Raw genomic sequence first — 24205 nt, forward strand, 5'->3', positions numbered from 1 at the left:
GATATAATATTTTATAAATTTAAGGAGTAAAAGTGGCATATCAAGAGAAAAAATGGCAAAATTTTTATGAAAATGCTTGGGCTATAAGGGCGGAGTTCATGAGTCAATTTATAAATAGGGGGGGGTATAACGCTCTTCAAGTGATTGGCGAATTAGAGAAAAAGGAGCGGTATTATCATTTAGCGATTAATGATGATGGGAATTATGAGTGGCAAAGAAAAAGGATCGAGAGTGAGAAATTTAACTTCGCAGATATTCCGCATAATAAAATTACTTCACTAAATGGATTAAATATTTTGGTTCCATTTTATACTAATACATCTATTGTAAATATGATTATTGATGCGCTAGCGCTAGAACAGTATGATAGCGTTATTGAGCTAGGCTGTGGATATGGACAAAATCTTTTTAAGATATTTTATAATGGTGGCGGAGTGAATTTGAGATATTTTGGTGGCGAATTTACTAGTAGTGGTGTAGAAATGGCAAAAAAATTAGCTAGTATTGAACCAAATATGAGAGCTGAGTTTTTTCATTTTAACCATTTAAAGCCTAAATTTGATAAAAAATTAGATTTTGGCAAAAAAGTTTTGGTCTTTACTTGCCATACGATTGAGCAAGTTAAAGAAATTCCCGATAATTGGTTTAAGGTTGTAGCTAGTATCGCTCCATTTGTCAGGTGTATTCACGCTGAGCCATTTGGGTTTCAAATTCGCAATCTAGGTGAAGCTAGTAAAAATCACAAAGATTATTTTATACAAAATGGCTGGAATTTAAATTTCGCTTCAACACTTAAAAAAGCTAATCAAAATGGTGATATAATTATTGAAGATGCTATGCTAGAGTATAGCTGTGGAACTGATCCATTTAATCCAACTTCAATTGCTGTGTGGAGAACGGTTTAGAGTTTAATATTGTTAGATTTTAGTGGAATTGAGCCATAATGAATAGTAAATTGGCCTTGATTTAATCTATTTTGCAAGGCCATAATCTTTTCTTTGCTTAAGTGTGCGATCTCCTTGCGTACTTGTGCATCTAGGGATTTTGATACTACGATATAAATGGCGATATTTTTTGGGCTAAATTTATAGGCAATTGTGATTTTGCCTTTGAATTCTTGTAGTGTAGTTTTGATTAGTGCTACAGCCTGCATTTGAGGGTTTTTGTCTGTTGATACTGATTGTGCAGTTTTATTTGATGTAGTTGGAGTTTGAATTTCAGATTTTGTTTTTTGTATTTGATTTGTTGTCTGATTAGTTAAAGATGATAAATTTTGACTTGGATTTATCTGTTGATTTGGTGTATTTATAAGCAAATTTAACGCTAAATTATTATTAGGATTTATCGTAGTTGTTGGATTATGGTTATGTTTTTCATACTCTATTATATCTTTAAAATTAGCATCGATAAATTTTATTAGAGGCTTTATAAATACGGTATATATGAGCTTTTTAATAAATTTAGATAAGATAAATTTATTTTTTATTGTTATTATTAGCTGCTCTTTTTGGGAGTATCGTTTAGAAATTTTAAGCGATATAATGGCGCAATCATCAACATAACATATTCCTTTTAGCGCATCAAGCGTGTATTTTAAAATATTATCAATGTCGGCTGGTAAGTGCTGTTTCCATAGTATTTCGACAGCCAAATCTCCATTCATAATAAATGCATTTTGTTCTAAAGCAGCTTTTTTTAACCCCTTTTGATAAATTGCTTTAATAGCATCATTTTTATTATTTATGCTTGTTGGTCTGTCGTTATATACTATTTTTTGTAGCATTAGTGGATTGCTCCTAGTTTTAGTTTTTGATAAATTTCACATTCTGCTTCAAGCTCTTTATCTGTACCAAATCCTACGATTTTACCATGACCTATAACAGCAATTTTATCAGCATTTTTGATAGTTGATAGACGGTGAGCAATAACAAATATAATCTTATCTTTGCTTAAATTTTCAATAGCTTTTGTTATTTCTTGTTCGCTTTCATTATCTAGTGCGCTAGTGGCTTCATCAAATATTAGAATTTGTGGATTATGATAAAGAGCTCTAGCTATGGCTATTCTTTGTCTTTGGCCACCGCTTAAATTTGCGCCATATTCATCTAAAGTTGTATAGATTCCATTATCTAAATTTTGAACAAAACTATAAGCATTTGCCATCTTAAGTGCCATTATAACTTTAGCCTCATTTAGTGGAGCAGCATACGCTACATTAGCTGCTATTGTATCGTTAAAGATATATACACGCTGAGTAACTAAACCAATATTTTGCCTTAGGCTATCTAGTTTAAATTCGCTTAAATCATTATCATTGATTAAAATCATTCCAGAATTTGGGTCATAAAATCTCATTAATAGATTAATAAGTGTGCTTTTGCCGCCACCACTACTACCTACTAAAGCTATCATTTGACCCTTATAGACTTTAAGATTTATACCATTTAGTGCAGTTTTATCACCGTAGCTAAATTTTAAATCTTGGATTGTGATTGAATTTACCTTAGCTGGGAAATTTATATTTCCATCAACAATACTTGGCTGCATATCAAGTAACTCAAATGTTCTTTGGCTAGCTACTACTGCATCTTGCATTTGATTATATATATTTGTTATACGTTTTATAGGCGTATAGAGCATAAATAGCGCTGTAAGAAAGCTAAAAAAGCTACCTACTGTAATTTCTCCATTTATTACCTGTTGTCCGCCAATGATAATAGTAATAGCAATACCAACTGAGCCTAATGTTTCCATCATTGGACTAACTAAAGCATTTACCTTAACGCTTTTTAAATTTAAATGAAATATTTTAGTATTGTGATTATCAAATTTGCTTAGCTCTTTTTCTTGAGCACTACTAGCTTTAACTATTTCGATATTTGAGAAAATTTCATTTAACACCGATGTGATATCGCTAGAAGTTTCTTGCGATGTTCGGCTAAGTTTTCGCATTCTTTTAGCTAAGCGTGAAAGCGGATAAAAGGCTGCTGGTAACACAATAAGTGAAAATAGTGCTAAAGTAGGGCTTTGATAAATTACAACACAAAGTAATCCAATAATAGTTACAAACTCACGCACTAGTTCAGGAATGAGCGATGAGACGATATTGCGAATACGCTCAATATCACCCATAATCCTACTCATTAGCTCGCCAGTGCGATATTTATGGAAAAAACTCATATCTAATCCAAGTAGATTATCAAGTAGTTTGTATCTAAAACGCCTTATCATATCTTGTCCGATATAAGCGGTAAAATATACCTGTAGATATACTCCAAGGCTTTTTATAAAATATATTGCAATAATCGCATATGGAAGCAAATATAAAAGTGTTTCATTTTTTTCAACAAAGATATAATCAAGCACAGGTTTAACTAGCCATGCAGATACTGCTGTGCCAATGCTAGCCATAATCATTCCTAAAATTGCAATAGCAAACTGCCACACATACTCTTTATAATAGGATTTAAACCGTCTAAAGACTTCTGTTATTCCGTCCATATTTTCTCCCATTTTACTCCATTTGGCGTATCCATTATCGCTACACCAAGGGCGGTTAATTTATCTCTTATAGCATCAGCTTTAGCATAGTCTTTAGCAGCCTTAGCGCTATTTCTAGATTCTATTAAATTTGCAATTTGCTCTTTTTGTTCTAAGCTAAATCCATATTGAAACCACTCAAACTCATCTATATAAAGAATTCCTAAAATCTCTTTTATAAATTCTAAATTTGCCATTATATCAGCTTTTAGTGCTTTGTTTTTAGGCTCTTTATCTAGATTTGTATTTGCTATATTTACCATTTCATCAATTTTTGCTAAGGCTTCTGAAATATTTAAATCATCGCTTAGGGTTTCTATAATCGCATTTTTAAACTCTAAATTTATCTCTCCAGGAGTTACGCCACTTAAGCGTTTTTTAAGTCTATAAATTTTATCGAGCCGTTTTTTACTAGAGAGTAAATCTCCTATATCGTAGTTGAAATTTGCCCTATAATGACTACTCATCAGATAATATCTTACCGCTTCACCCGGAGCAATAGCTAAAGCATCTTTAACAAAAAATGAATTGCCAAGGCTTTTACTCATTTTTTCGTTATTTACTTGAATAAATCCATTATGTAGCCAATGTTTAGCTAGCTCTTTATGATTGGCACATCGGCATTGTGCAGCTTCGTTTTCATGGTGGGGAAAGAGTAGATCAGCTCCACCAGCGTGAATATCAATGGTTCCATTAAAGATCTCTTCAATCATTGCTACACACTCGGTATGCCAACCAGGACGCCCCTTGCCAAACGGACTATCATACCATTGTTCATCAAATTTCCATAGCACAAAATCTTTTTCATCTTTTTTAGCCCCATTGCTAGTAACTCTTGCGATTAGATTTTCGTCTTTTCTGCCGCTTAGACTTAGATATTTTTGATCTTTGCTAGTATCAAAATAAATTCCATCATCTAGCCTATACGTAGCGCCATTTTGTTCTAGTTTTTGAATATAATTTATGATCGCATCAAGCGACTCTGTGGCTTTAGGTTCTATATCGGCATTTAGGACATTTAAAGCGTTCATATCTTTTTTATATCTATCTATATAGTATGTCGTTATCTGCTCTAAGCTTTGATTGCTAGATTTCATTTTAGCTAGAATTTTATCATCTATATCAGTAAAGTTTTTGACAAACTTAACCTTATACCCAAGAGCTATTAAAACTCGCCTAAGCAGATCAAAGCTAATACTAGATTTTGCATGTCCTAGATGAGCATCATCATAAACAGTTGGTCCGCAGACATAGATATTTATATCATTGCCATTAAGTGGAACAAGTTTAACTTTTTGTTTTAAAACTGTATCATAAATTTGCATATATTATACCCCTTAATTCTATTAATAAATAGCCAAAAATTACTGCTAAGATTATAGTTATTAGATTTATCCTATTAAAGATTATATCCAAAAATTGCCTAATTCCAAATACAAAAATTGCATATCCTAGTAAAAATAGTCCGCTAATACTCCCAGCAAGTGCTAGTCCGCTTGCTCCTAAAGGTTTAAAAAGAAGCAAGCATAAAGCAGTATTTATAAAAAGTGAATATATAGCTATTTTAGCAGCGATTTTTTGTTGCATTTTAGCATATAGCCAGAGCGAAAAGAGCTTATAAAGCCCAAAAGGTAAAAGTCCTAACATATACATTTGCAAGACCTTAGCTGATTCTATAGTATTATTAGTGTTAAATTCACCCCTTTGAAATAGCAGCCAAATAATCTCATTAGCTAAAACAAATCCGCCAATAGTAGAAAATAGTAGTAAAAAAAATAGTAAACTAAAGCTTTTTTTTAGCAAATTTATGGCGTTTGTATCGTTTTTAGATTTTATTGCTTTGGCAATTTTAGGAAATATTGCCGTAGAAAGTGCGATAGCAAAAAGTGCTAAAGGTAATTGAAAGATTCTATTTGCGTAGTATAGATAGCTAATTGCCCCAGTAGCTAGAAAGCTAGCAATAAAAGTGGAGATAAAGTCACTTAGTTGATTGGCGCTACTACCAATAATTCCATGGCCAAAGTTTTGCCAAAAACCTTTAGCTTTAGCTCTTTTGCCTTTGGCAAATTTGGCTATACCAAGAGTTAATAAACGGAGTAAATTTAATCTTTTAAGTGCGATAATATGAGATAAAACCTGCAACATTCCTCCAGCTACAACCCCCCAGCTAAGATACATTGCAGCACTTTTTTGGTCTAAATTTAATGCTAAAAGCAAAGCAGTTATCATCGATATATTTAGCAAAGCTGTACTAAAAGCTGTAGTGGCAAAGTGGTTTTTATATTGAAGAAGTGCTGAGAGTAGTGTAACAATAAAAATTGCCAAAAGATACCAAAAATTTATTCTTACTAGTGGAACAGCTAGAGCAATTGTCTCAGGACTAAATCCAAATGCAAGCGCCTTAGTAACTAAAGGAGCAAAGAGCATCACAATAAGACTAAGACCAAGCATCGCAAGGCTAAGTTTGATTAAAATTTCAGCGCAAAATAACCCTTTTTGACTAACTTTTACTAAATTTGGCATAAAGGCTTGAGAAAATGCACCCTCTCCAAAGAGTCTACGAAATAGATTAGGCAGCTTAAACGCTACAAAAAATATATCACTCCAAATACTTGCACCAAGAGCATTTGCCGTCATTAAATCTCTAATAAATCCAAGCACTCTAGAACATAAAATCCCGATACTATTTGTAAAGAAATGTCGCAGCAACTATCAAATCCCAAATTTAAAAACTATGTATTATACTTAAAATTAATTTGATTTTTATAAAATGTCTCAAACTTACTCTGTAAAAATAGGGCTAAAACAATCAAAAATCCACCGATTGTCATCTTATAAATATCAAAATCTACTCCCCAAAAAATTGCATTTACCAAAATTGCTATTGGAATTATAGCATTATTCATAATTGCTAAAGTGCCACTATCGACCATAAGCGAGCCACTACTCCACAAATAATAGCCAAACCCAGAAGCTACTACACCAAGGTAGAGTAAAACTACCCAGCTTTGCAAATTTTGTGGAAGCATTGTAAAATTCCCAAAGAGAATAAAGCTAACCCCTGAAACCAAAACCGCCCCAAGATAAAAATATCCAAAATTTGATCTATTATCTTTTAAATTTTTACAAGTAAGCTTATAAAATGCTTGTGCTGCCCCAAAGCAGATATTTGCCATCTGCACGAGTATAAATCCATATAAAGAACTAAGGCTCCAACTTTCAAATTTAATAATAAAAGCACCAATTATACATAAAGTAATGCTAATTAAGTATAGTTTTTTAAATTTGCACGATATAAGATCATAGATTAGGCTTAGATAAAATGGTGTAAATATAGTAAAAAGAGCAACTTCGCTTACGCTAAGATATAAAAATGAATGGTAGTAAAATATACTCATAAGACCAATTTGTAGGCCGCCAATAGTGATTAATTTTAGCTTTAAATCAAATTTTAACTTTAAATTTAAAAATGGTAAAAATATCAAAAATGCTATACAAGAACGAAAAAGTATAGCAAAATAGTTATCAACAACTCCGACGATATAGTATCCAATAAGCGGAAATGAGAATGCCCATATAAAAGTTGTTACCCATAAATTGGTCATTTTTTATCCTAAAATTGAAATTTGATTTATAGTATCACTAAAAAAAGTTAATATTAATCTATTTTTTAGTAAAATATCCGATTAAAAATCTTAAGGAGTCTAGGTGTTATTTACCAAAGCCAGTGAATATGCTATGCTATCATTGATTTTATTATCACAAGCTAATCACCCAAAAGATGTAGATACTATATCGTCTGAACTTGGAATTTCAAAAAGTTTTTTAGCAAAAATTTTGCAAAATTTAGCAAAAGAGGGTATATTGCACTCCTTTAAAGGTGCAAATGGTGGGTTTGTTTTAGCCGATAAACCATCAAATTTAAGCATTAAGCGTATTTTAGAGAGTGCTGAAAAGCGTAAGGTAAATGTATTTGAGTGCGCAAATTCTAGATGCGATTGTCCTAGCAGCAAAGGCGATGAATGTAAAATTTGGCCTATGTTTAATGATTTACAAGGTCGAATTGATGAGTTTTTAGACCAGATTACCTTAACTGATATTATAAAGAAATAACCTTGGCTAAGCGCAATATTCTAACAATGGTGGCGCCATTTTTAGCGCCAGTGATGAAGGCAAAGAGTTTAACTGTAGTTTTTGTTATTGTAGCGATTTTAGCTATTATCATTGTGCCATTACCTAGTGCTGTGTTAGATTTTTTCTTAGCACTATCTATAGCTATATCTGTTCTTATAATATTAATATCTATTTATATACCAAAGCCTACAGACCTTAGTACATTTCCTACTCTTGTTTTAATTGTTACTCTATTTAGATTAGCGCTAAATATTGCAACAACTAGAATGATTTTAAGCGAAGGGCATAATGGACCAGAAGCTGTAAGTGAGATTATTGCTAGTTTTGGTGAATTTGTTGTCGGTGGAAACTATGTAATTGGGGTTATTGTATTTTGTATTTTAGTTCTTATAAATTTTATGGTTGTAACTAAAGGCTCAACTCGTGTAAGTGAAGTTCAAGCTAGATTTACCCTAGATGCGATGCCTGGTAAGCAGATGGCAATTGATGCTGATTTAAATGCTGGATTAATAGATGAACAAACAGCCAAACAAAGGCGTCAAGACATTATATCAGAAGCTAATTTTTATGGCGCAATGGATGGTTCATCTAAATTTATAAAAGGTGATGCTGTAGCTGGTATTATTATTACTATTATTAATATTATTGGCGGATTTTTAATTGGTGCATTTCAATATGATATGGCTATCAAAGATGCAGCAGCTACATATACTATTCTTACAATCGGTGATGGCTTAGTAAGTCAAATTCCAGGACTTATTACTTCAACTGCAACAGCAATTATAATTACTAGAGCTAGTAAAGATGAAGATAATTTTGCTGAAGGTGTTGTAAGTCAGTTACTTGGTGAGTATAAGACGCTTTTAATTGTCGGTTTTATACTATTTGTATTTGCTTTAGTGCCAGGTCTTCCAACATTCTCTTTAGGATTTATGGGCTTATTATTTTTAGGGATTGGATTTATTTTAAAAATGATAGAAGAGGGAAAAATCGATTTTAGTGCTGTCAAAACCGATAAAAATGGCTCTCAGCAAGCTGGAAATGGTAATAAGGCTGCACCATCGGCTAATAAACTACCTAAGAAGAGCGAAGAAGAGATTGCCCTTGAAGAACAAGCTAAGATTGATGATATATTAAAGATTGAAATTTTAGAGTTAGATTTAGGTTATGGACTTTTAAAACTTGCTGATGGGGATTTGGTTGAGAGAATCCGTGCTATGAGGAGAAATATGGCTACAATGCTTGGATTTTTGATGCCAAAAATTAGATTAAGAGATAATATCTTGCTTGGCCCAAATGAGTATAAATTTAAGCTCAAAGGCGTAGTAATCGGCTCTGGCATTGTCTATCCTGATAAGTGCTTGGCTATGGATAGCGGTTATGTAAGCGCTGATATTGATGGAATTGCAGTAAAAGATCCAGCCTTTGGGCTTGATGCATTATGGATTGATCAAAATTATAAAGAGGATGCGATTTTAAGTGGTTATACAGTAGCTGATGCAGCTAGTGTTATTTCTACTCATATGAGCGAGTTAGTTAAGCAAAACGCTAGTGAGTTACTAACAAAACAAGAGGTTCAAAATATTCTTGAAAAGGTAAAATCAGAATACTCCGTAGTAGTAGATGATGCTCTAAAAGTAGTTGGCGTGGGCGTTATCCAAAAGGTATTAAAAGCTTTGCTTAAGGATAATATCCCAATTAAAGATATGCTTAGTATCTTAGAAGCTATTAGTGATGTAGCTGAAGTTAGTAAGAATTTAGATATGATTATCGAACATGTCAGAGCGGCTCTAGCTAGAGTTATTACCTCTATTTATACAGATGAAAATGGTCAATTAAATTTCTATATTTTAGATGCTCCAGCCCAACAAAAGCTAATTGATAGCCTAAGTTATAAAGATGGAGCGTATACCTTAATGATAAATGTAGCCCAAACCTCAGCTATAGTTAGCGCACTAAGGGCAAAAAGAGAAAATAGACCTATAAGCGAACAAGGCGATATGGTGCTTTGCGTTGAGCCAAGTATTCGTAAATTTATAGCTAATATAGTTCAAAATTTTTCAATCGATATAGCAGTGCTAAGTTTTGCTGAGATTGCTCCAAATACTCAGTTTGAAACACTTGGCACTATAGAGATACCAGAACTTTAATAAAGGAATAAAATGAAGATTTATCATCTTAGTCATACTGATTTAGATGGATACTCTTGCCAATTTGTTAGTAGTTTTTATTTGAAAAATGTCGAATTTTATAATTCAAACTATGGTAAAGAGATTGATAAAAAGATGTCGCATATAATTTCAAAGATAGGCGATGAAAAGGCGGTGATTTTAATCACTGATCTAAATTTAACCAAAGCTCAATGTCAAAGCTATCAAGATCAGCTAAAAAACAAAGATGTTAAGCTTATTTTGCTTGATCATCATCAAACAGGAGCTGAGTGTGCAGCAGAGTTTTCTTGGTATTATTTAGATAATGCTAGAAGTGCGACAAAAATTTGTTATGATTTTTTTAGTGCAATTTTTGGCAAAGATGAGAGGCTAGGAGCATATTGTGATGTGGTAAATGCTGTCGATATATGGCTAAAAAATGATCCAAATTTTGAACTTGGTAAGGTCTGTATGGGTGCAATTGCTGGGGCAAAAGAGATAAATAAGGTAATGTTTGAAGATGAGCATATAGAGTATATCTTTTATCTTATGAGAAGCTTTTGTGAGTTTTTAAGTCTTAATAATGCCCATATTGAACTTGATAATAGACTCCATGGGATTAAGAAGGAGTTTTTTTACCTTAAAAATGATGATACTTTAAGTAATCTAAACTCTAGTTATCTAGTTAGACGCCTTGAAGCTAATAAGGATAAATTTAGTATAAACTACCGTGGTAGTAAAGGGATATTGACTTATAATATAGGAAGTGCTAGTGTGATTGGTAATGATTTTTTAGTAGCAAATCCTGAATTTGATTTTTTTATAGATATGACTAGTAAAAAAACTATGAGCTTTAGATCTAATGGGGATTTTGATGTGAGCCAAATGGCAAAAGAGCTTTGCGATGGTGGAGGTCATAAAAATGCTAGTGGCGGGTTTTTTGCTGGATTTGTAGATAGCTATAATTATGATGAGATAAAATCACAAGTTGTAAATTTGATAAACAAAAAAACAGGAGAATTATAATGAAAAATTACGAAAATGATGTTACGCTAGAAGAGATGAGCTATGAATTGGAGTTAGCTACTCTTGGAATGCTTTACTACGCTGGAGTAAAAAAAGAGCGTTTAAATGACGCCTTTGATAGATATATAGATGTTATAGATGATGTATTAGAAAACAGCGATGCAAATGGCGTCGATGAAGTTATTACTGTGATTGAATATCTCAAAAAGAGCTGCCCAGAACTATTTAAAAAATAGTCTTTTGCTCTTAAATTTTAGTAATCTGATCGCTAGTTGACCTTTTTTATTTAAGATTTTATAATAGTTCCAAATATTAAAATTAAATCTAGCGATCTGAATTTGGGCAAAGATTTGCTCTAAATCATCTCTTTCTTTTGCAGTTAAACTATTCATCAAATTATCTCCTTTGAATTAAAACGAAATTATACTTGATAGCTTATTAAAAATCAATAAAATTTAGATTGTTTATATTTTATATTTTTATTTTGTATAGATAATATTTAATAAAAATAAGCAATCAATCATATAAATTGCTAAATAAATTTATAAATTTTAATCTTTTTGCTTAAAATACTTGACAAAGATAGGCTCAATGTTGTATAATTATCTTAGCAATTAAATATAAAGAGTGCTAATAAATGAAACTAGATAAAAGAGATTTGATATTAGAATCTATCATTCATGCTTATCTTGAGGTTAATGAACCAATCGGCTCTAATGAGCTTGGCATGAGAATGAATGTAGCGATTCCAGCATCAACTATTAGAGTCTATTTTAAAAAGCTTAGCGACGAAGGAGCGATCACTCAACTTCATATTAGCGGTGGTCGCATACCAACAGCTAGTGCGATGGAGTTTTATTGGCAAAATAGGCTAAAATTTAGCTCTGTTTTATCTATTAATAATATAGATTTGCTAAATTTATTAGTTTATAAAAATGATATTTATTGCATGATTTTTAAAGATCAAAAGCTATTTTTACAAGATGTTTTAAATCTCAAAGATCGCTTTTTGGTGCTTGATTTTCTTACTGAGAGCATATCAATTAAATTTAGCTCAAAAGTTGAAAGATTTTTAAGTAACTTAATTGGCGTTAGCTTAGAAGAGCTTGAAAATATCTCTATACAAGTGGGATTGAGCGAGTTAAGAGCAAAGATTAAGGCTTTAAAAAGAGGCGAGATTTTATTTCAAGAAAATGAGAAAATTGCTTTTGAAATTTGTAAAGATGATAGCATAAAGGCGATTTTAGATCCATCATTTGGTGATAATTTTAATGGAAATTTAGCCTTTAGTCCGCTATTTTCTACTGGCTATATGGGGTTAAAAACTGATGTATTATATCAAGGTAAGCCCGCTGTAATGGTCTGTGCTAGTAGTGTGTATAGTGATTATGAAAAGTTTTTTAATATGTTAAAGGAGGCGGCGTGAGTCAAAACAAAAAAGAAAATTTAGATGAAAATCCAGCTTTGGATGAACAAGATTGCCAAGAGTGCGAATCAGATGGGCAAGATTGTCAAGATGATTTAGCAGATGAGCTTAATAAAGTTAAAGAAGATTTGATAAGGGCTACAGCTGATTTTGAAAATATCAAAAAGCGTTTAGAGCGTGAAAAAGCTGAAGCTTTGAAATTTGCAAATGAGAGCTTTGCTAGAGATCTTTTGCCAGTTATTGATGCTTTGGAGATTGCTGCGAATTTACAAAGCGGAGATGATGAGATAACAAACAAGATAAAAGATGGGATAAATCTAACTATTGAGCAGTTTAAAAAGTGCTTTGAAAAGTATGGTATAAAAGAGATTGATACTAATGGTGAGTTTAATCCTGAATTTCATAACGCTATAAATTATATAGAGACAGAGGAGGTAGAAAGTGGCAAGATAGCTACTGTTTATCAAAAAGGCTATCTATATAATGATAGAGTTTTAAGACCTTCAATGGTTGTAATAGCAAAATAAATTTTAATAAAAAGGATACAAAATGAGTAAAGTAATAGGAATTGACCTAGGAACAACAAATTCATGCGTAAGCATATATGAGAGAGGCGAAAGCAAAGTAATACCAAATAAAGAGGGAAAAAACACAACTCCTTCTGTGGTGGCTTTTACTGATAAGGGTGAAATTTTAGTTGGTGATACTGCTAAACGACAAGCCGTAACAAACCCTGAAAAAACCATATTTTCTATCAAAAGAATTATGGGTCTTATGATGAATGAGAAAAATGCTAGCGAAGCCAAAGCTCGCCTTCCATATCATATCGTAGATAGAAATGGTGCGTGTGCTGTTGAGATAGCTGGCAAAACATACACTCCACAAGAGATTTCGGCTAAAGTATTGATTAAGCTAAAAGAAGATGCTGAGGCGTTTTTGGGTGAGAGTGTTACTGATGCGGTTATAACCGTGCCTGCATATTTTAATGATAGCCAAAGAAAAGCTACAAAAGAAGCAGGAACGATAGCAGGATTAAATGTACTTAGAATCATAAATGAACCAACAGCGGCGGCTTTGGCTTATGGTTTAGATAAAAAAGAGGCCGAAAAAATCGTAGTTTATGACCTAGGTGGCGGGACTTTTGATGTAACTGTGCTAGAAACTGGTGATAATGTAGTTGAAGTTTTAGCTACTGGTGGTAATGCGTTTTTAGGCGGTGATGACTTTGATAATCGCTTAATTGACTTTTTGGTAAATGAATTTAAAAGCGAAAGTGGAATAGACCTTAAAAATGATGTTATGGCTCTTCAACGCTTAAAAGAAGCTGCTGAAAATGCCAAAAAAGAGCTAAGTAGCGCCATGGAAACAACTATAAATCTACCATTTATCACAGCTGATGCCACTGGACCAAAACACCTTACAAAGACTATTAGTAGGGCTAAATTTGAAAGTATGATAGATGATTTGGTATCTCAAACAATATCAAAAATTAGCGAAGTTGTCAAAGATGCAGGTGTGAGCAAAAGTGATATAAAAGAAGTAGTTATGGTAGGTGGCTCAACTCGTGTGCCTTTGGTACAAGAAGAGGTTAAAAAAGCATTTGATAAAGAGCTAAATAAATCAGTAAATCCTGATGAAGTAGTGGCAATTGGTGCCGCTATACAAGGTGCGGTAATTAAAGGCGATGTAAAAGATGTGTTGCTTTTAGATGTTACACCTCTTAGTCTTGGTATTGAGACTCTTGGTGGAGTTATGAGTAAATTGATAGAAAAAGGCACCACAATCCCAACTAAAAAATCTCAAACTTTTTCAACTGCTGAAGATAACCAAAGTGCCGTTACTATCAATGTTTTACAAGGTGAGCGTGAATTTAGCCGTGATAATAAAAGTCTTGGTAATTTCAATCTTGAAGGCATTATGCCAGCACCAAGAGGCGTGCCACAAATTGAAGTTACATTTGATATAGACGCAAATGGGATTCTCACAGTCTCTGCTAAAGATAAAGCTAGTGGAAAAGCTCAAAATATCACCATTTCAGGCTCAAGTGGCTTAAGTGAAGAAGAGATAAATAAAATGGTAAATGACGCTGAATTACACAAAGAAGAAGATAGAAAGAGAAAAGAGGCCGTTGAAGCTAGAAACGCAGCTGATAGCCTAGCTCACCAAACTCAAAAATCTCTTGATGAACTTGGTGAGAAAATTTCAAGCGAAGATAGAGCTAAAATTGAAGCAGCCTTAAATGATCTAAAAGAGACATTGAAAAATGAAAATGCCACAAAAGAGCAGATCGATACAAAGGTAAAAGCCCTAAGTGAAGCGAGCCATAAGCTAGCTGAGGCAATGTATCAAAATCAAACCGCTGGCGCTAACGCACAAGATAAGAAAAAAGATGATGATGTTATTGACGCAGAAGTAGAGTAAATTTATAAGCTGGCCTTTAAGGCTGGCTTAAATACAAAAATATCTCATCAGCTAATAAAAAATTTGGATTATAGATTCTCTCATTTTCTAATATCAATTTTTTCTCTTCAATTAAGATTTTAGCTCTTTGCCTCATCTCTAAGCTTAAATCTAATAAATCAACCCCGACACAGCTCCTAAGCCCTAAAAAGACTCTTTCATCTCTTTTGTTTTCATCATTTAAAATTTCAATAGATTTTTTAAAAGGATTATCGATATAACTTCTAAGATTAGTAGCACCTTTGTATCTTTTAAATCCAGTTGTCCCCACAGCATACGCACCAAATCCATAGTAATCATCGCCACGCCAATAGCTTAGATTGTGATTACAAATTTGACCAAAATTAGATATTTCATACTGCTTAAATCCGATATTTTCAAGTGAATTTATAAGATATTTAGCTAAGATTGGGCTATCTTTTTGATATGATTTTTTAGAGCTAAATTTACTCTCAAGCATTAAGCTATAAGCTGATATATGCGTAATTTCTAGCTTGTTTAGAGCTTGAATTTCACTAGATAGCAAGGCTTTTGTATCTAGCTTGGTGCCATACATTATATCTACATTTATATTTGTAAAACCAGCTATTTTAGCATCTTTTATGGCTTTAAAGACTCTTTTTGAGTCGTGAATTCTACCTAGAAATTTAAGCTTATTTTCATTAAAGCTTTGCGCACCAAGGCTTAGGCGATTTACGCCGAGTTTTCTCATATATTTTAGCCAATTTAAATTCGCTGAGTTTGGGTTTGCTTCGCTAGTGATTTCGCAATTGATATCTAAATTTGGCACTAAATACTCAAAAATCTCATCATATAACCCAGCTTCAACACTACTAGGAGTGCCGCCACCTATGAAAATTGTAGAGATTTTATCTTTGAATTTTATGCTTTTTATCTCTTTGACTAGGGCTTTAAAATACTCTTTAGTTATATTAAATTTATCACTATGAGAGCCAAAAGCACAATATGGACACTTGGATTCACAAAATGGAATATGGATATAAATATGCAACTTTTGTCCTAAAATTTATTCTAAATTTAACAAATAATTTATTAAATTTAGTTGATTTATTAAACTTTAAACGCTTTTAAGGTAGGATTTTACCAAATTTTTAGGAACAAAAAATGGATAAAGGCAAGAGATATCGCCCAAATGTAGCGGCTATTATCTTATCTCCATCTTATCCTTTAGAGTGTAAGGTATTTATCGCCCAAAGGCACGATATTAGCGGTGCTTGGCAGTTTCCACAAGGTGGAATTGATGAGGGTGAATCACCTAAGGAGGCTCTTTTTAGAGAGCTTGAAGAGGAGATAGGAACAAATGAAATAGAAATTTTGTGTGAGCACCCTAAGTGGCTAGAGTATGATTTCCCTAAAAGCATAGCTAAAAAGATGGCTCCATATGATGGACAGACTCAGAGATATTTTTTGGTTAGATTAAAGCCAAATGCAAAAATAGATTTAGCGACTAAACATCCTGAATTTGATGATTACTGCTTTATGCCTGTAAATGATGTATTAAGCAAGGTTAATCACTTTAAAAAGGGTGCTTATGCTAAGGTGCTTAAATATTTTAAAGATGAAGGGTTTATATAATGCTAATTGTACAAAAATATGGCGGAACTAGTGTTGGGAATTTAGAAAGAATAGAAGAAGTAGCTAAGAGAGTAATCGCTACAAAAGATGCTGGAAATGATGTAGTAGTAGTAGTTTCAGCTATGAGCGGGGTAACTAATCAGTTAATAGAATATGCTGAGCATTTTGCTAAAATTCAGCCACAAAGCGCTGATATGGATATGCTACTTAGCTCTGGTGAGAGAGTTACAAGCTCACTTCTTTCAATAGCATTAAATTCAAAAGGTTATAAGGCTGTAGCATTTAGCGGTGATATGGCTGGGATTATCACTAATGATGATTTTACTAAAGCTAGGATTATCGATATAGATGGCAAAAAGATAAAAGAGGCGCTAAAAGAAGGCAAAATAGTCGTAGTAGCTGGATTTCAAGGGGTCACAAAAGATGGAGATATAACAACTCTTGGGCGTGGCGGAAGCGATCTTAGCGCTGTGGCTGTGGCTGGAGCGTTGGATGCTGATTTGTGTGAAATTTATACCGATGTAGATGGGGTATATACCACAGACCCAAGAATCGAGCCTAAGGCTAGAAAACTTGATAAAATCAGCTACGATGAGATGCTAGAGCTAGCTAGTATGGGGGCGAAGGTATTACAAAATAGAAGTGTAGAGTTAGCTAAAAAATTAAAGGTGAAATTGGTCACTAGAAGTAGTTTTAACAATAATGAAGGAACACTAATAACAGGAGAAGCGGATATGAATACATCAGGAATGGAACAAGCACTAATAAGCGGTATAGCACTAGATAAAAATCAAGCAAGAGTAACTATGAGAGGGGTTGTAGATAAGCCAGGAGTTGCTGCTAGTATCTTTAAAAAATTAGCTGATAAAAATATAAATGTAGATATGATTATCCAAAATACAAGCCACGAAGATGGTACTACAAGTCTTGGCTTTACAGTGCCTCAAAATGAGATGGAAGCGGCTAGAAATGTTGTTGATGACGGTAGCGCAAAATCTATTGAGATAGATAGCGAAGTAGTCAAAGTAAGCGTAGTAGGCGTAGGTATGAAAAGTCATAGCGGTATAGCATCTATGGCGTTTTCTGTGTTGGCAAATGAGGGGATTAATATTCAGATGATCTCTACAAGTGAGATTAAAATTTCAATGATAGTAGCAGCAAAATATGGCGAATTAGCTGTTAGAGCACTTCATAAAGCTTATGAGTTAGAGAAGTAATGGATCTAATCAAATGGAGTTTGGACGCTATTAGGAGTTCAAGCAAGGAGCTAAGCTGGATGGAAGAGAGGCGTCTAGAGTGGGCGCCACTACTTGCATCTAGGCTTAGATATTTGATTGATGGAGCGCCGTTTATTGTAATATGCGATGAAGATAGAGATTGGTTTGAGAACTATTTTTTACGCAGTATTAATCGCAAAGGCTCTCATCGCCCCATATTGCCGTTTATCTCGCTTAAATCTTTATATCCAAGATTAAATGATATAAATTCCAAAGAGGAGATAAGCTTGCTTGATGATATGCTTAGTATCGCATTTCCAAATGGATTTGTATATTTTTACATTGGTAAAAGCAGCTCAAAACTATGCGCAATAGCTAAAAATCGCACCAGTAGCTATATGTGGCTATTTGACGAACAAGCAGAAAATAGCTTCTATCTTAGCTCTACAGATGAGAATTTGGATTTTAAGCTTTTATCTATGTTTAGACTATTTGATCGCACTATTGATGCTGTATTGTTTGGTCAGGTTGAGCTTTGAGTTTAGATAGTAAGATTATCATTAGTGATGATTTTGAGAGTATTAAGATTGAGTATTCTCAACTCTTAAAGCCTGAGTATCTAAAAATTTTTGAATATGAGAGTTTGCTTATAGATGGTGTAAAAGAGATATTATCACAAGCATATATTGCAGAAAAAGAGCCAAAAGTTTTGCTAATTATGGCTAATAAATATGGCATTGAGTCACAAAATGCTCTACTTAAAATCCTTGAAGAGCCACCAAGAAATATAATCTTTGTCTTAGTCGCACCAGCTAAAAATATATTTTTACCGACAATTCGCTCTAGATTAAGTATAGAAAATAGGGTTAAATTAACCAAAAGTGAGCCAACGGGAATAGACTTTACTAAGCTAAATTTAAGTTATATCAATGAGTATGTATCTACTCAAACAGCACTTGAAAAGAGTGATAAATTAAGCAAAACTCAACTTCTAAATTTACTTAAATCCATAATAATAGACGCAGTCAAAAATGGGGTTAAATTTACCCATGAAGATTATATATACTTTAATAAATTATATAGAATTACAGATCTAAATTCCAAAGCTCAAACCACGCTTTTACCGCTACTTTTACTAATAATGCAAAGGATAAAATGAGAGCGTATAAATTAAATACAGATAGCGATTTTGACCAAATTTGCCACTTTATATCACCACACAAAAGTGGGGCGAAAATTATGAGAAAAAAGGCAAATTTAAATTTCATTTTAATTAAAGATATAAAGGCTGTAGCCGTAAATATCTTAAAGCAAGATGCCCTTAGTATCGGTGCTGAATTGGTAAGTTCTCATAACGCAATTTTTGGTGGCGTGGGATTAGAAAACGCACTTTTAATAGCAAATGATAAGCAAATTCAAATTCTAGCCAAAAAGGAGCTAGCTCAAGATTTTGGCCTAGATAAATTGGCTAAATTTCTATCAAATTCATTTACAAAACCATCAAAATGCGAGATTATGGCGGTTTTAAATTTCAATAATGATAGCTTCAATCCAGCAAGTAGAGTTGGCATTGATGATGCGATTTTGCGCATTGAGAGCGTGATTGATTTGGGTGCCGATTATATAGATATAGGTATGGTAAGTTCACGGCCAGGGAGTGAGTATATCGGTGCTAAGGCTGAATTTCAAAGAGTTAAGCCAGTTGTAGATCTAATCTATGCTAATAGGCTTTATGAGAGGGTGGAGTTTAGCCTTGATAGCTTTGATCCATTGTGTTTGGAGTATGCGCTAGATCATGGATTTAGCTTTGTTAATGATATAACCGCAGATCCAAATTTGGCTTTTTTAGCCGGTAGATACAATGCCAAGTATTGTCTAATGCATAAAAATGGCGATCCTAAAACTATGCAAATCAATGTCAAAGATAGCGATATTTTAGGGCTTATAAGTGAGTTTTTCGCTCAAAAATTAGAAGAGATTAAAGAGTCTAAGGCTAAGCAAATTTATCTTGATATAGGTATAGGATTTGGCAAAACTGCTCGTGATAATATGGCTTTGATTAAGCATTTAGAGCATTTTTTGTCTTTTGGATATCCGCTTTTAGTAGGTGCTAGTAGAAAATCTATGATAGATTATTACAGCCCAAGTAGCGTAGATGAGCGTTTAGCTGGGAGTTTGTATCTACATCAAAAAGCGATAGAAAATGGAGCTAGTATCATTCGCACACACGACCCTAAAGAGCATATACAGATGTTAAAATTGCATAATGCATATAAGGATTTAGAGATAGTATGAATCATAAAGAGTATTTAGAAGCAGTAAATAAGCTAAATGATTGGGCTAGAGCCTACTACACAGATGATACACCTATGGCAAGTGATGATGAGTATGATGCTTTATATCATAAGGTAGCTGAGTTTGAGAGCCAAAATCCAAATTTAAAAGTGATATTTTCGCCTACTAATAGAGTTGGTGGCGAGATTTTAGAGCAGTTTGAGAAGCTAGCCCACAAAGCTAGAATGTGGTCGATGGAAGATATTTTTAGCGATGATGAGCTTTTGGCGTGGATAGAGCGAGGGGATAAACGCTCACAAAGATTTTTTGTAGAGCCTAAATTTGATGGTGCAAGCTTGAATTTAACCTATGAAAATGGAGTCTTAATAAGTGCAGCTACAAGGGGTGATGGATCCATTGGTGAAGATGTTACTAGCAATGCTAGGGTTATTAGTTCTGTTCCTTTACAGATTCCATATAGCGGTCTTATTGAAATTAGAGGTGAAGTGGTTATAACTAAAAGTGATTTTGAAAAGATTAATGCTAATCGTGCTAAAGATGGTCAAAATTTACTAGCTAATCCTAGAAATGCAGCCGCTGGTAGCCTAAGACAGCTAGATTCTAGCATAACCAAATCTAGAAGATTGAAATTTTATCCATGGGGCGTGGGTGCAAATGAGCTTAAATTTAGCACTCATAGTGATATGATGGATTTTGTTAGATCTTTAGGATTTTTAAGGGATGATTTTGTTAGGGTTTGTAATAGTATAGATGAGATTAGACAAGCTTATGATGAGCTTTTATCTTTAAGAGATGAAAAGCCTATAATGATGGATGGTATGGTAGTTCGTGTTAATAGCTTGTCAAAATGCGATGAATTAGGATTTACAGTAAAATTTCCTAAATTTATGGTAGCTTATAAATTTCCAGCTATTCAAAAATCAGCTAAGCTTATAGATGTAGCCTTGCAAGTTGGCAGAACAGGTGTAGTTACGCCTGTTGGAGTTCTTGATGGGGTTGAGATTGATGGGGCTTTTGTTAGAAATGTTACATTACATAACTTCGATGAGATTGAGCGTCTAGGTCTTATGAAGGGCGATATGGTTTGCGTGATTAGAAGTGGCGATGTAATACCTAAGATTACTGATGTATATAAGGCTAGAAGAGATGGCCAAGAAGTAGCGATAAGTCGTCCATGCAAATGCCCTGAGTGTGGAAGTGAGCTTTTAGATGAAGGGGCGTTTATTAAGTGTCAAAATCTAAATTGCAAGGCTAGAGTTGTAAGCTCTATTATATATTTTGCTTCTAAGAAGTGTATGAATATAGATGGTCTTGGTGATGCAATTATAGAGCTTCTTTATAAAAATGGTAAAATCTCAAGTATAATTGATATATATAGATTAGATAGTTCTAGTTTTGATGGATTAGAGGGTTTTAAGAGTAAAAAAATTGAAAATACTCTAAATGCTATAAAAGCAAGTCAAAGACCACCACTTCATAGATTTATAACTTCGCTTGGGATTGAACATATTGGTGAAGTAGCAGCTAAAAAGATAGCTACAGTTTATCCTAACAAATGGCTAGACCTTAGTATGGATGAGCTTTTAAATTTAGATGGTTTTGGCGAAGCGATGGCGCTTAGCTATTTGGAGTTTATGCGTGTTAATCATATCAAAGTAGTAGAGTTATTAGAGTATATAACTCCAATTATAGATGAAATAAACACTACTCAAAATATATTTAGCGGTAAAACGGTAGTAATAACTGGCACTCTTTCTCGCCCTAGAGATGAGATTAAGGCTGAATTAGAGAGCTTTGGAGCAAAGGTTAGCGGGTCAGTATCATCTAAAAGTGATTTTGTATTAAGTGGAGAGTCAAGCGGAAGTAAATATCAAAAGGCTCTATCTTTAGGTATTAAAATAATAGATGAGATAGAGTATGAAAGATTAAAAAATGAGAGCTGATCTAGCTGTATCAAAGGCTTTAAATATTAGTAGAAATCAAGCAGCTGGACTTATAGAAAATGGCGTAGTATTGGCTGATTCAAAAATTATCAAAAAAGCTAGCCAAGAGATTGATAAAGATCAAATCATAGAGATAAAATCTCAAATTTATGTTAGTAGAGCAGCACTTAAATTGGCTGGATTTTTAGACGAGATTAAGCTAAATTTAAAAGATAAAATTGCTTTAGATATTGGCTCAAGCACAGGAGGCTTTGTGCAAATTCTATTAGAAAATGGCATTAAGCAAGTTACAGCTCTTGATGTAGGAACTATGCAACTTAGTGCAAATTTAAGAGATGATAGCAGAGTAATAATTCAAGAAAATAGAGATATTAGAGATTTTGTAAGTGAGTTTAAATTTGATCTTATTACTGCTGATGTGAGCTTTATTTCGTTGTTAAATATTATTATGCATATTGATAGACTTGCACTTGATGATATTATACTATTATTTAAGCCGCAGTTTGAGGTGGGAATAAATGCTAAACGCACCAAAAATGGTGTAGTAAAAGATGAAAAAGCTATAAATAAAGCGATGATAAATTTTGAGACTCAGTGTAATGCTTTAGGTTGGAAGTTAATTAAAAAAAGTGAATCAAAAATAAAAGGCAAGGAAGGCAATATTGAACTATTCTACTATTTCAAAAAGTAGTGTAAAATCTGTAGCTATTGGAAGTTTTGATGGTATTCACAAAGGACATAAAGAGTTAATTAAAAAGCTTGGCGATGGTGGCGCTTTGGTTGTAATATGCAATGGCAGAGCTTGTTTAACTCCAGGAGATAGACGCCAAGAGTATAGCGGTGTGCCGTGTTTTTACTATGATTTAGATGATATATCTGGGCTTAGGGGTGATGAGTTTATAGATATGCTTAAAAAAGATTTTGTGAATTTAAAAAAAATTGTAGTTGGTTATGATTTTAAATTTGGCAAAGATAGAGCATGGGATAAGCACGATTTAAAGCATCTATTTGATGGTGAAGTGGTTGTGGTAGATGAGTTTTGCTTTGATGGGCTTGGAGTGCATAGTTCAGCTATTAGAAGATTTTTACGCGATGGTGATATATATAGGGCCAATAGGCTTTTAGGGCGTGAGTATAGCGTAGTTGGTAGGGTTGTAGATGGTCAAGGAATTGGCAAAAAATATCTATATCCAACTTTAAATTTAGATATAACCCCATATCTAGTGCCTAAAGATGGAGTATATGCTACAAGGACAAAGATAGATAATACCACTTATAGCTCTATAACATTTGTTGGATATAGGCTTAGTACTGATGGCGAGTTTGCTATTGAAAATCATATCTTAGATAATGATATAGATGTAACGCCTAGTAGTGTGAGAGTTTGCTTTGTAGAGTGGATTAGAGATAATAAGAAATTTGATAGCCTTGATGAGCTTAAAAATCAGATCGCAAAAGATATAATAATAGCTAAAAATGTTGCTAAAAGCTGTGATTTAAGCATAGATGAGATAAGCTTGCACTCAAGAAATTTAGAAGGGGTTTATAAGTGAGAGATGAGGTCTTTAAAAATGTAATAAGCAAGCAGTTTGAATTTGATGAAAGTGTAGCTAGTGTATTTGATGATATGGTATCTAGATCGGTGCCATTTTATAAACAGACTCAAGAGCTTATTGTTTTATTTTTATCTAAAAGATTAGGGCAGGATGCTAAAGTTGTCGATCTTGGATGCTCTACTGCTACTACGCTTTTAGAACTTTATAGATTGCGTCCTGATCTTGAACTTGTAGGTTTAGATAGTAGTCCTGCTATGTTACAAAGAGCTACAAATAGGGCTAATGGATATGGTGCAAAGCTTAATCTTATACAAGCTGATATTTTAGAATATGATTATGGCAAGGCTGATGCAGTGCTTTTAAATTATACATTACAGTTTATTAGACCTATTAAAAGAGATGATTTTGTAAAGAAAATTTTTGCTAGTTTGGAATATGATGGTTTATTTGTATTTAGTGAAAAGCTAGTATATGATGATAAAAAGCTAGATTTAGAGATGATTAATATATATCAAGAGTATAAAGAAGCTCAAGGTTACTCTAAATTTGAGATAGCTCAAAAGCGTCAAGCGTTAGAAAATGTTTTGATACCATATAGTGAAAATGAGAATAAAGAGCTATGTAAAAATGCTGGATTTAGCAGCGTAGAGACATTTTTTAAATGGGCAAATTTTGCTTCTTTTATAGCTTTTAAATAAACTATTAATTAAAATGGGTTAATATTTGATTTTAATATCAATTTTAATCATACTAAGATTGCACTAAAACCAATATTTATAAAATATCCTTAGAAAAAATAGTTTTATATTTTGTAAATAATAATTTTTATTATTTACAAAATATTTTAAAAAAATCCATATAA

Annotated in this window: 24 protein-coding genes; 17 read left to right on the forward strand and 7 right to left on the reverse strand. The window is 33.2% G+C overall.

What is annotated here, in order from left to right; genetic code table 11:
• Window positions 1–32 precede the first annotated feature (32 nt).
• On the forward strand, window positions 33–905 hold the full coding sequence (locus tag CIGN_RS03695) for a hypothetical protein (protein WP_086302248.1): 873 nt from the start codon (window positions 33–35) through the stop codon (window positions 903–905).
• Here CIGN_RS03695 and CIGN_RS03700 read toward each other — a convergent pair.
• The 5 genes from CIGN_RS03700 to CIGN_RS03720 are packed head-to-tail and all read right to left on the reverse strand — an operon-like array spanning window position 902 to window position 7145.
• On the reverse strand, window positions 902–1783 hold the full coding sequence (locus CIGN_RS03700) for a RusA family crossover junction endodeoxyribonuclease (protein WP_086302249.1): 882 nt from the start codon (window positions 1781–1783) through the stop codon (window positions 902–904). The two genes, CIGN_RS03695 and CIGN_RS03700, sit on opposite strands and share 4 nt — an antisense overlap.
• A complete protein-coding gene (locus tag CIGN_RS03705) occupies window positions 1783–3501 on the reverse strand; it encodes an ABC transporter ATP-binding protein (RefSeq protein ID WP_086303207.1) in 1719 nt (572 codons plus the stop codon). The genes CIGN_RS03700 and CIGN_RS03705 overlap by 1 nt, the downstream gene beginning before the upstream one ends.
• On the reverse strand, window positions 3489–4865 hold the full coding sequence (gene cysS, locus CIGN_RS03710) for a cysteine--tRNA ligase (RefSeq protein ID WP_086302250.1): 1377 nt from the start codon (window positions 4863–4865) through the stop codon (window positions 3489–3491). Before cysS ends, CIGN_RS03705 begins: the two co-directional genes overlap by 13 nt.
• Window positions 4852–6249: a murein biosynthesis integral membrane protein MurJ gene (murJ, locus tag CIGN_RS03715; protein ID WP_086302251.1), complete on the reverse strand. Its 1398-nt coding sequence runs from the start codon at window positions 6247–6249 to the stop codon at window positions 4852–4854. The genes cysS and murJ overlap by 14 nt, the downstream gene beginning before the upstream one ends.
• Window positions 6250–6272: 23 nt before the next feature.
• Window positions 6273–7145 (reverse strand): EamA family transporter, encoded by an 873-nt coding sequence (locus tag CIGN_RS03720; RefSeq protein ID WP_086302252.1) that lies wholly within the window; start codon window positions 7143–7145, stop codon window positions 6273–6275.
• Between the two features lie 103 nt (window positions 7146–7248).
• Between CIGN_RS03720 and CIGN_RS03725 the strand changes: the two genes are divergently transcribed.
• Genes CIGN_RS03725 through CIGN_RS03740 form a run of 4 tightly spaced genes read left to right on the forward strand, consistent with a single transcriptional unit; the run spans window position 7249 to window position 11086 of the window.
• The gene (locus CIGN_RS03725; RefSeq protein WP_086224586.1) at window positions 7249–7653 is read left to right on the forward strand and encodes an RrF2 family transcriptional regulator; all 405 of its coding nucleotides are present in this window, start codon (window positions 7249–7251) and stop codon (window positions 7651–7653) included.
• 2 nt (window positions 7654–7655) lie between these two features.
• Window positions 7656–9824, forward strand: coding sequence for a flagellar biosynthesis protein FlhA (gene flhA, locus CIGN_RS03730; RefSeq protein WP_236844789.1), 2169 nt, complete (start codon window positions 7656–7658; stop codon window positions 9822–9824).
• A 12-nt stretch (window positions 9825–9836) separates the two neighbouring features.
• On the forward strand, window positions 9837–10850 hold the full coding sequence (locus CIGN_RS03735; protein WP_086279819.1) for a DHH family phosphoesterase: 1014 nt from the start codon (window positions 9837–9839) through the stop codon (window positions 10848–10850).
• Complete coding sequence (locus CIGN_RS03740) at window positions 10850–11086, forward strand: hypothetical protein (protein ID WP_086302253.1); 237 nt, start codon at window positions 10850–10852, stop codon at window positions 11084–11086. Before CIGN_RS03735 ends, CIGN_RS03740 begins: the two co-directional genes overlap by 1 nt.
• Here the strand turns inward: CIGN_RS03740 and CIGN_RS08195 are convergent.
• On the reverse strand, window positions 11072–11242 hold the full coding sequence (locus CIGN_RS08195; RefSeq protein ID WP_179187299.1) for a hypothetical protein: 171 nt from the start codon (window positions 11240–11242) through the stop codon (window positions 11072–11074). The two genes, CIGN_RS03740 and CIGN_RS08195, sit on opposite strands and share 15 nt — an antisense overlap.
• Window positions 11243–11487: 245 nt before the next feature.
• Between CIGN_RS08195 and CIGN_RS03745 the strand changes: the two genes are divergently transcribed.
• Genes CIGN_RS03745 through dnaK form a run of 3 tightly spaced genes read left to right on the forward strand, consistent with a single transcriptional unit; the run spans window position 11488 to window position 14697 of the window.
• Window positions 11488–12276, forward strand: coding sequence for an HrcA family transcriptional regulator (locus CIGN_RS03745; RefSeq protein ID WP_086241341.1), 789 nt, complete (start codon window positions 11488–11490; stop codon window positions 12274–12276).
• The gene (gene grpE, locus CIGN_RS03750) at window positions 12273–12803 is read left to right on the forward strand and encodes a nucleotide exchange factor GrpE (RefSeq protein WP_086302254.1); all 531 of its coding nucleotides are present in this window, start codon (window positions 12273–12275) and stop codon (window positions 12801–12803) included. Before CIGN_RS03745 ends, grpE begins: the two co-directional genes overlap by 4 nt.
• 22 nt (window positions 12804–12825) lie before the next feature.
• Window positions 12826–14697 carry a molecular chaperone DnaK gene (gene dnaK, locus CIGN_RS03755; protein WP_086232130.1) on the forward strand — a complete coding sequence of 624 codons (1872 nt, stop codon included), beginning with the start codon at window positions 12826–12828 and terminating at the stop codon, window positions 14695–14697.
• 16 nt (window positions 14698–14713) lie between these two features.
• Here the strand turns inward: dnaK and hemW are convergent, their stop codons facing one another.
• Entirely contained in the window at window positions 14714–15748 is a 1035-nt protein-coding gene (gene hemW, locus CIGN_RS03760; RefSeq protein ID WP_086302255.1) for a radical SAM family heme chaperone HemW, read from the reverse strand.
• A 113-nt stretch (window positions 15749–15861) separates the two neighbouring features.
• On the opposite strand from hemW, the gene CIGN_RS03765 reads away from it, so the two are divergent.
• The 9 genes from CIGN_RS03765 to cmoA are packed head-to-tail and all read left to right on the forward strand — an operon-like array spanning window position 15862 to window position 24041.
• The gene (locus tag CIGN_RS03765) at window positions 15862–16332 is read left to right on the forward strand and encodes an RNA pyrophosphohydrolase (protein ID WP_086224579.1); all 471 of its coding nucleotides are present in this window, start codon (window positions 15862–15864) and stop codon (window positions 16330–16332) included.
• On the forward strand, window positions 16332–17549 hold the full coding sequence (locus tag CIGN_RS03770) for an aspartate kinase (protein ID WP_086302257.1): 1218 nt from the start codon (window positions 16332–16334) through the stop codon (window positions 17547–17549). The genes CIGN_RS03765 and CIGN_RS03770 overlap by 1 nt, the downstream gene beginning before the upstream one ends.
• Window positions 17549–18088, forward strand: a complete 540-nt coding sequence (locus CIGN_RS03775) for a HobA family DNA replication regulator (RefSeq protein ID WP_086302258.1) — start codon at window positions 17549–17551, stop codon at window positions 18086–18088. The genes CIGN_RS03770 and CIGN_RS03775 overlap by 1 nt, the downstream gene beginning before the upstream one ends.
• Window positions 18085–18708: a DNA polymerase III subunit delta' gene (locus tag CIGN_RS03780; RefSeq protein WP_086302260.1), complete on the forward strand. Its 624-nt coding sequence runs from the start codon at window positions 18085–18087 to the stop codon at window positions 18706–18708. Before CIGN_RS03775 ends, CIGN_RS03780 begins: the two co-directional genes overlap by 4 nt.
• Window positions 18705–19844, forward strand: a complete 1140-nt coding sequence (gene folP / locus CIGN_RS03785) for a dihydropteroate synthase (RefSeq protein ID WP_086302262.1) — start codon at window positions 18705–18707, stop codon at window positions 19842–19844. The genes CIGN_RS03780 and folP overlap by 4 nt, the downstream gene beginning before the upstream one ends.
• Window positions 19841–21787 (forward strand): NAD-dependent DNA ligase LigA, encoded by a 1947-nt coding sequence (gene ligA / locus CIGN_RS03790; RefSeq protein WP_086302264.1) that lies wholly within the window; start codon window positions 19841–19843, stop codon window positions 21785–21787. Before folP ends, ligA begins: the two co-directional genes overlap by 4 nt.
• The gene (gene tlyA / locus CIGN_RS03795) at window positions 21777–22478 is read left to right on the forward strand and encodes a 23S rRNA (cytidine-2'-O)-methyltransferase TlyA (RefSeq protein ID WP_086233154.1); all 702 of its coding nucleotides are present in this window, start codon (window positions 21777–21779) and stop codon (window positions 22476–22478) included. The genes ligA and tlyA overlap by 11 nt, the downstream gene beginning before the upstream one ends.
• Window positions 22447–23340 carry a bifunctional riboflavin kinase/FAD synthetase gene (locus CIGN_RS03800; protein ID WP_086302266.1) on the forward strand — a complete coding sequence of 298 codons (894 nt, stop codon included), beginning with the start codon at window positions 22447–22449 and terminating at the stop codon, window positions 23338–23340. Before tlyA ends, CIGN_RS03800 begins: the two co-directional genes overlap by 32 nt.
• A complete protein-coding gene (gene cmoA / locus CIGN_RS03805; RefSeq protein ID WP_086238380.1) occupies window positions 23337–24041 on the forward strand; it encodes a carboxy-S-adenosyl-L-methionine synthase CmoA in 705 nt (234 codons plus the stop codon). Before CIGN_RS03800 ends, cmoA begins: the two co-directional genes overlap by 4 nt.
• The last annotated feature ends 164 nt before the right edge of the window (window positions 24042–24205 follow it).

Origin of the sequence: Campylobacter devanensis, from assembly GCF_002139915.1 — a bacterium.
GTDB lineage: Bacteria > Campylobacterota > Campylobacteria > Campylobacterales > Campylobacteraceae > Campylobacter > Campylobacter devanensis.

Coding starts and splice junctions, on each gene's coding strand:
- CIGN_RS03700 (WP_086302249.1), bottom strand. CDS start 1,783: ATGCTACAAAAAATAGTATATAACGACAGACCAACAAGCATAAATAAT.
- CIGN_RS03705 (WP_086303207.1), bottom strand. CDS start 3,501: ATGGACGGAATAACAGAAGTCTTTAGACGGTTTAAATCCTATTATAAA.
- cysS (WP_086302250.1), bottom strand. CDS start 4,865: ATGCAAATTTATGATACAGTTTTAAAACAAAAAGTTAAACTTGTTCCA.
- CIGN_RS03720 (WP_086302252.1), bottom strand. CDS start 7,145: ATGACCAATTTATGGGTAACAACTTTTATATGGGCATTCTCATTTCCG.
- CIGN_RS03735 (WP_086279819.1), top strand. CDS start 9,837: ATGAAGATTTATCATCTTAGTCATACTGATTTAGATGGATACTCTTGC.
- CIGN_RS03740 (WP_086302253.1), top strand. CDS start 10,850: ATGAAAAATTACGAAAATGATGTTACGCTAGAAGAGATGAGCTATGAA.
- CIGN_RS08195 (WP_179187299.1), bottom strand. CDS start 11,242: ATGAATAGTTTAACTGCAAAAGAAAGAGATGATTTAGAGCAAATCTTT.
- CIGN_RS03745 (WP_086241341.1), top strand. CDS start 11,488: ATGAAACTAGATAAAAGAGATTTGATATTAGAATCTATCATTCATGCT.
- dnaK (WP_086232130.1), top strand. CDS start 12,826: ATGAGTAAAGTAATAGGAATTGACCTAGGAACAACAAATTCATGCGTA.
- CIGN_RS03765 (WP_086224579.1), top strand. CDS start 15,862: ATGGATAAAGGCAAGAGATATCGCCCAAATGTAGCGGCTATTATCTTA.
- CIGN_RS03770 (WP_086302257.1), top strand. CDS start 16,332: ATGCTAATTGTACAAAAATATGGCGGAACTAGTGTTGGGAATTTAGAA.
- CIGN_RS03775 (WP_086302258.1), top strand. CDS start 17,549: ATGGATCTAATCAAATGGAGTTTGGACGCTATTAGGAGTTCAAGCAAG.
- folP (WP_086302262.1), top strand. CDS start 18,705: ATGAGAGCGTATAAATTAAATACAGATAGCGATTTTGACCAAATTTGC.
- ligA (WP_086302264.1), top strand. CDS start 19,841: ATGAATCATAAAGAGTATTTAGAAGCAGTAAATAAGCTAAATGATTGG.
- tlyA (WP_086233154.1), top strand. CDS start 21,777: ATGAGAGCTGATCTAGCTGTATCAAAGGCTTTAAATATTAGTAGAAAT.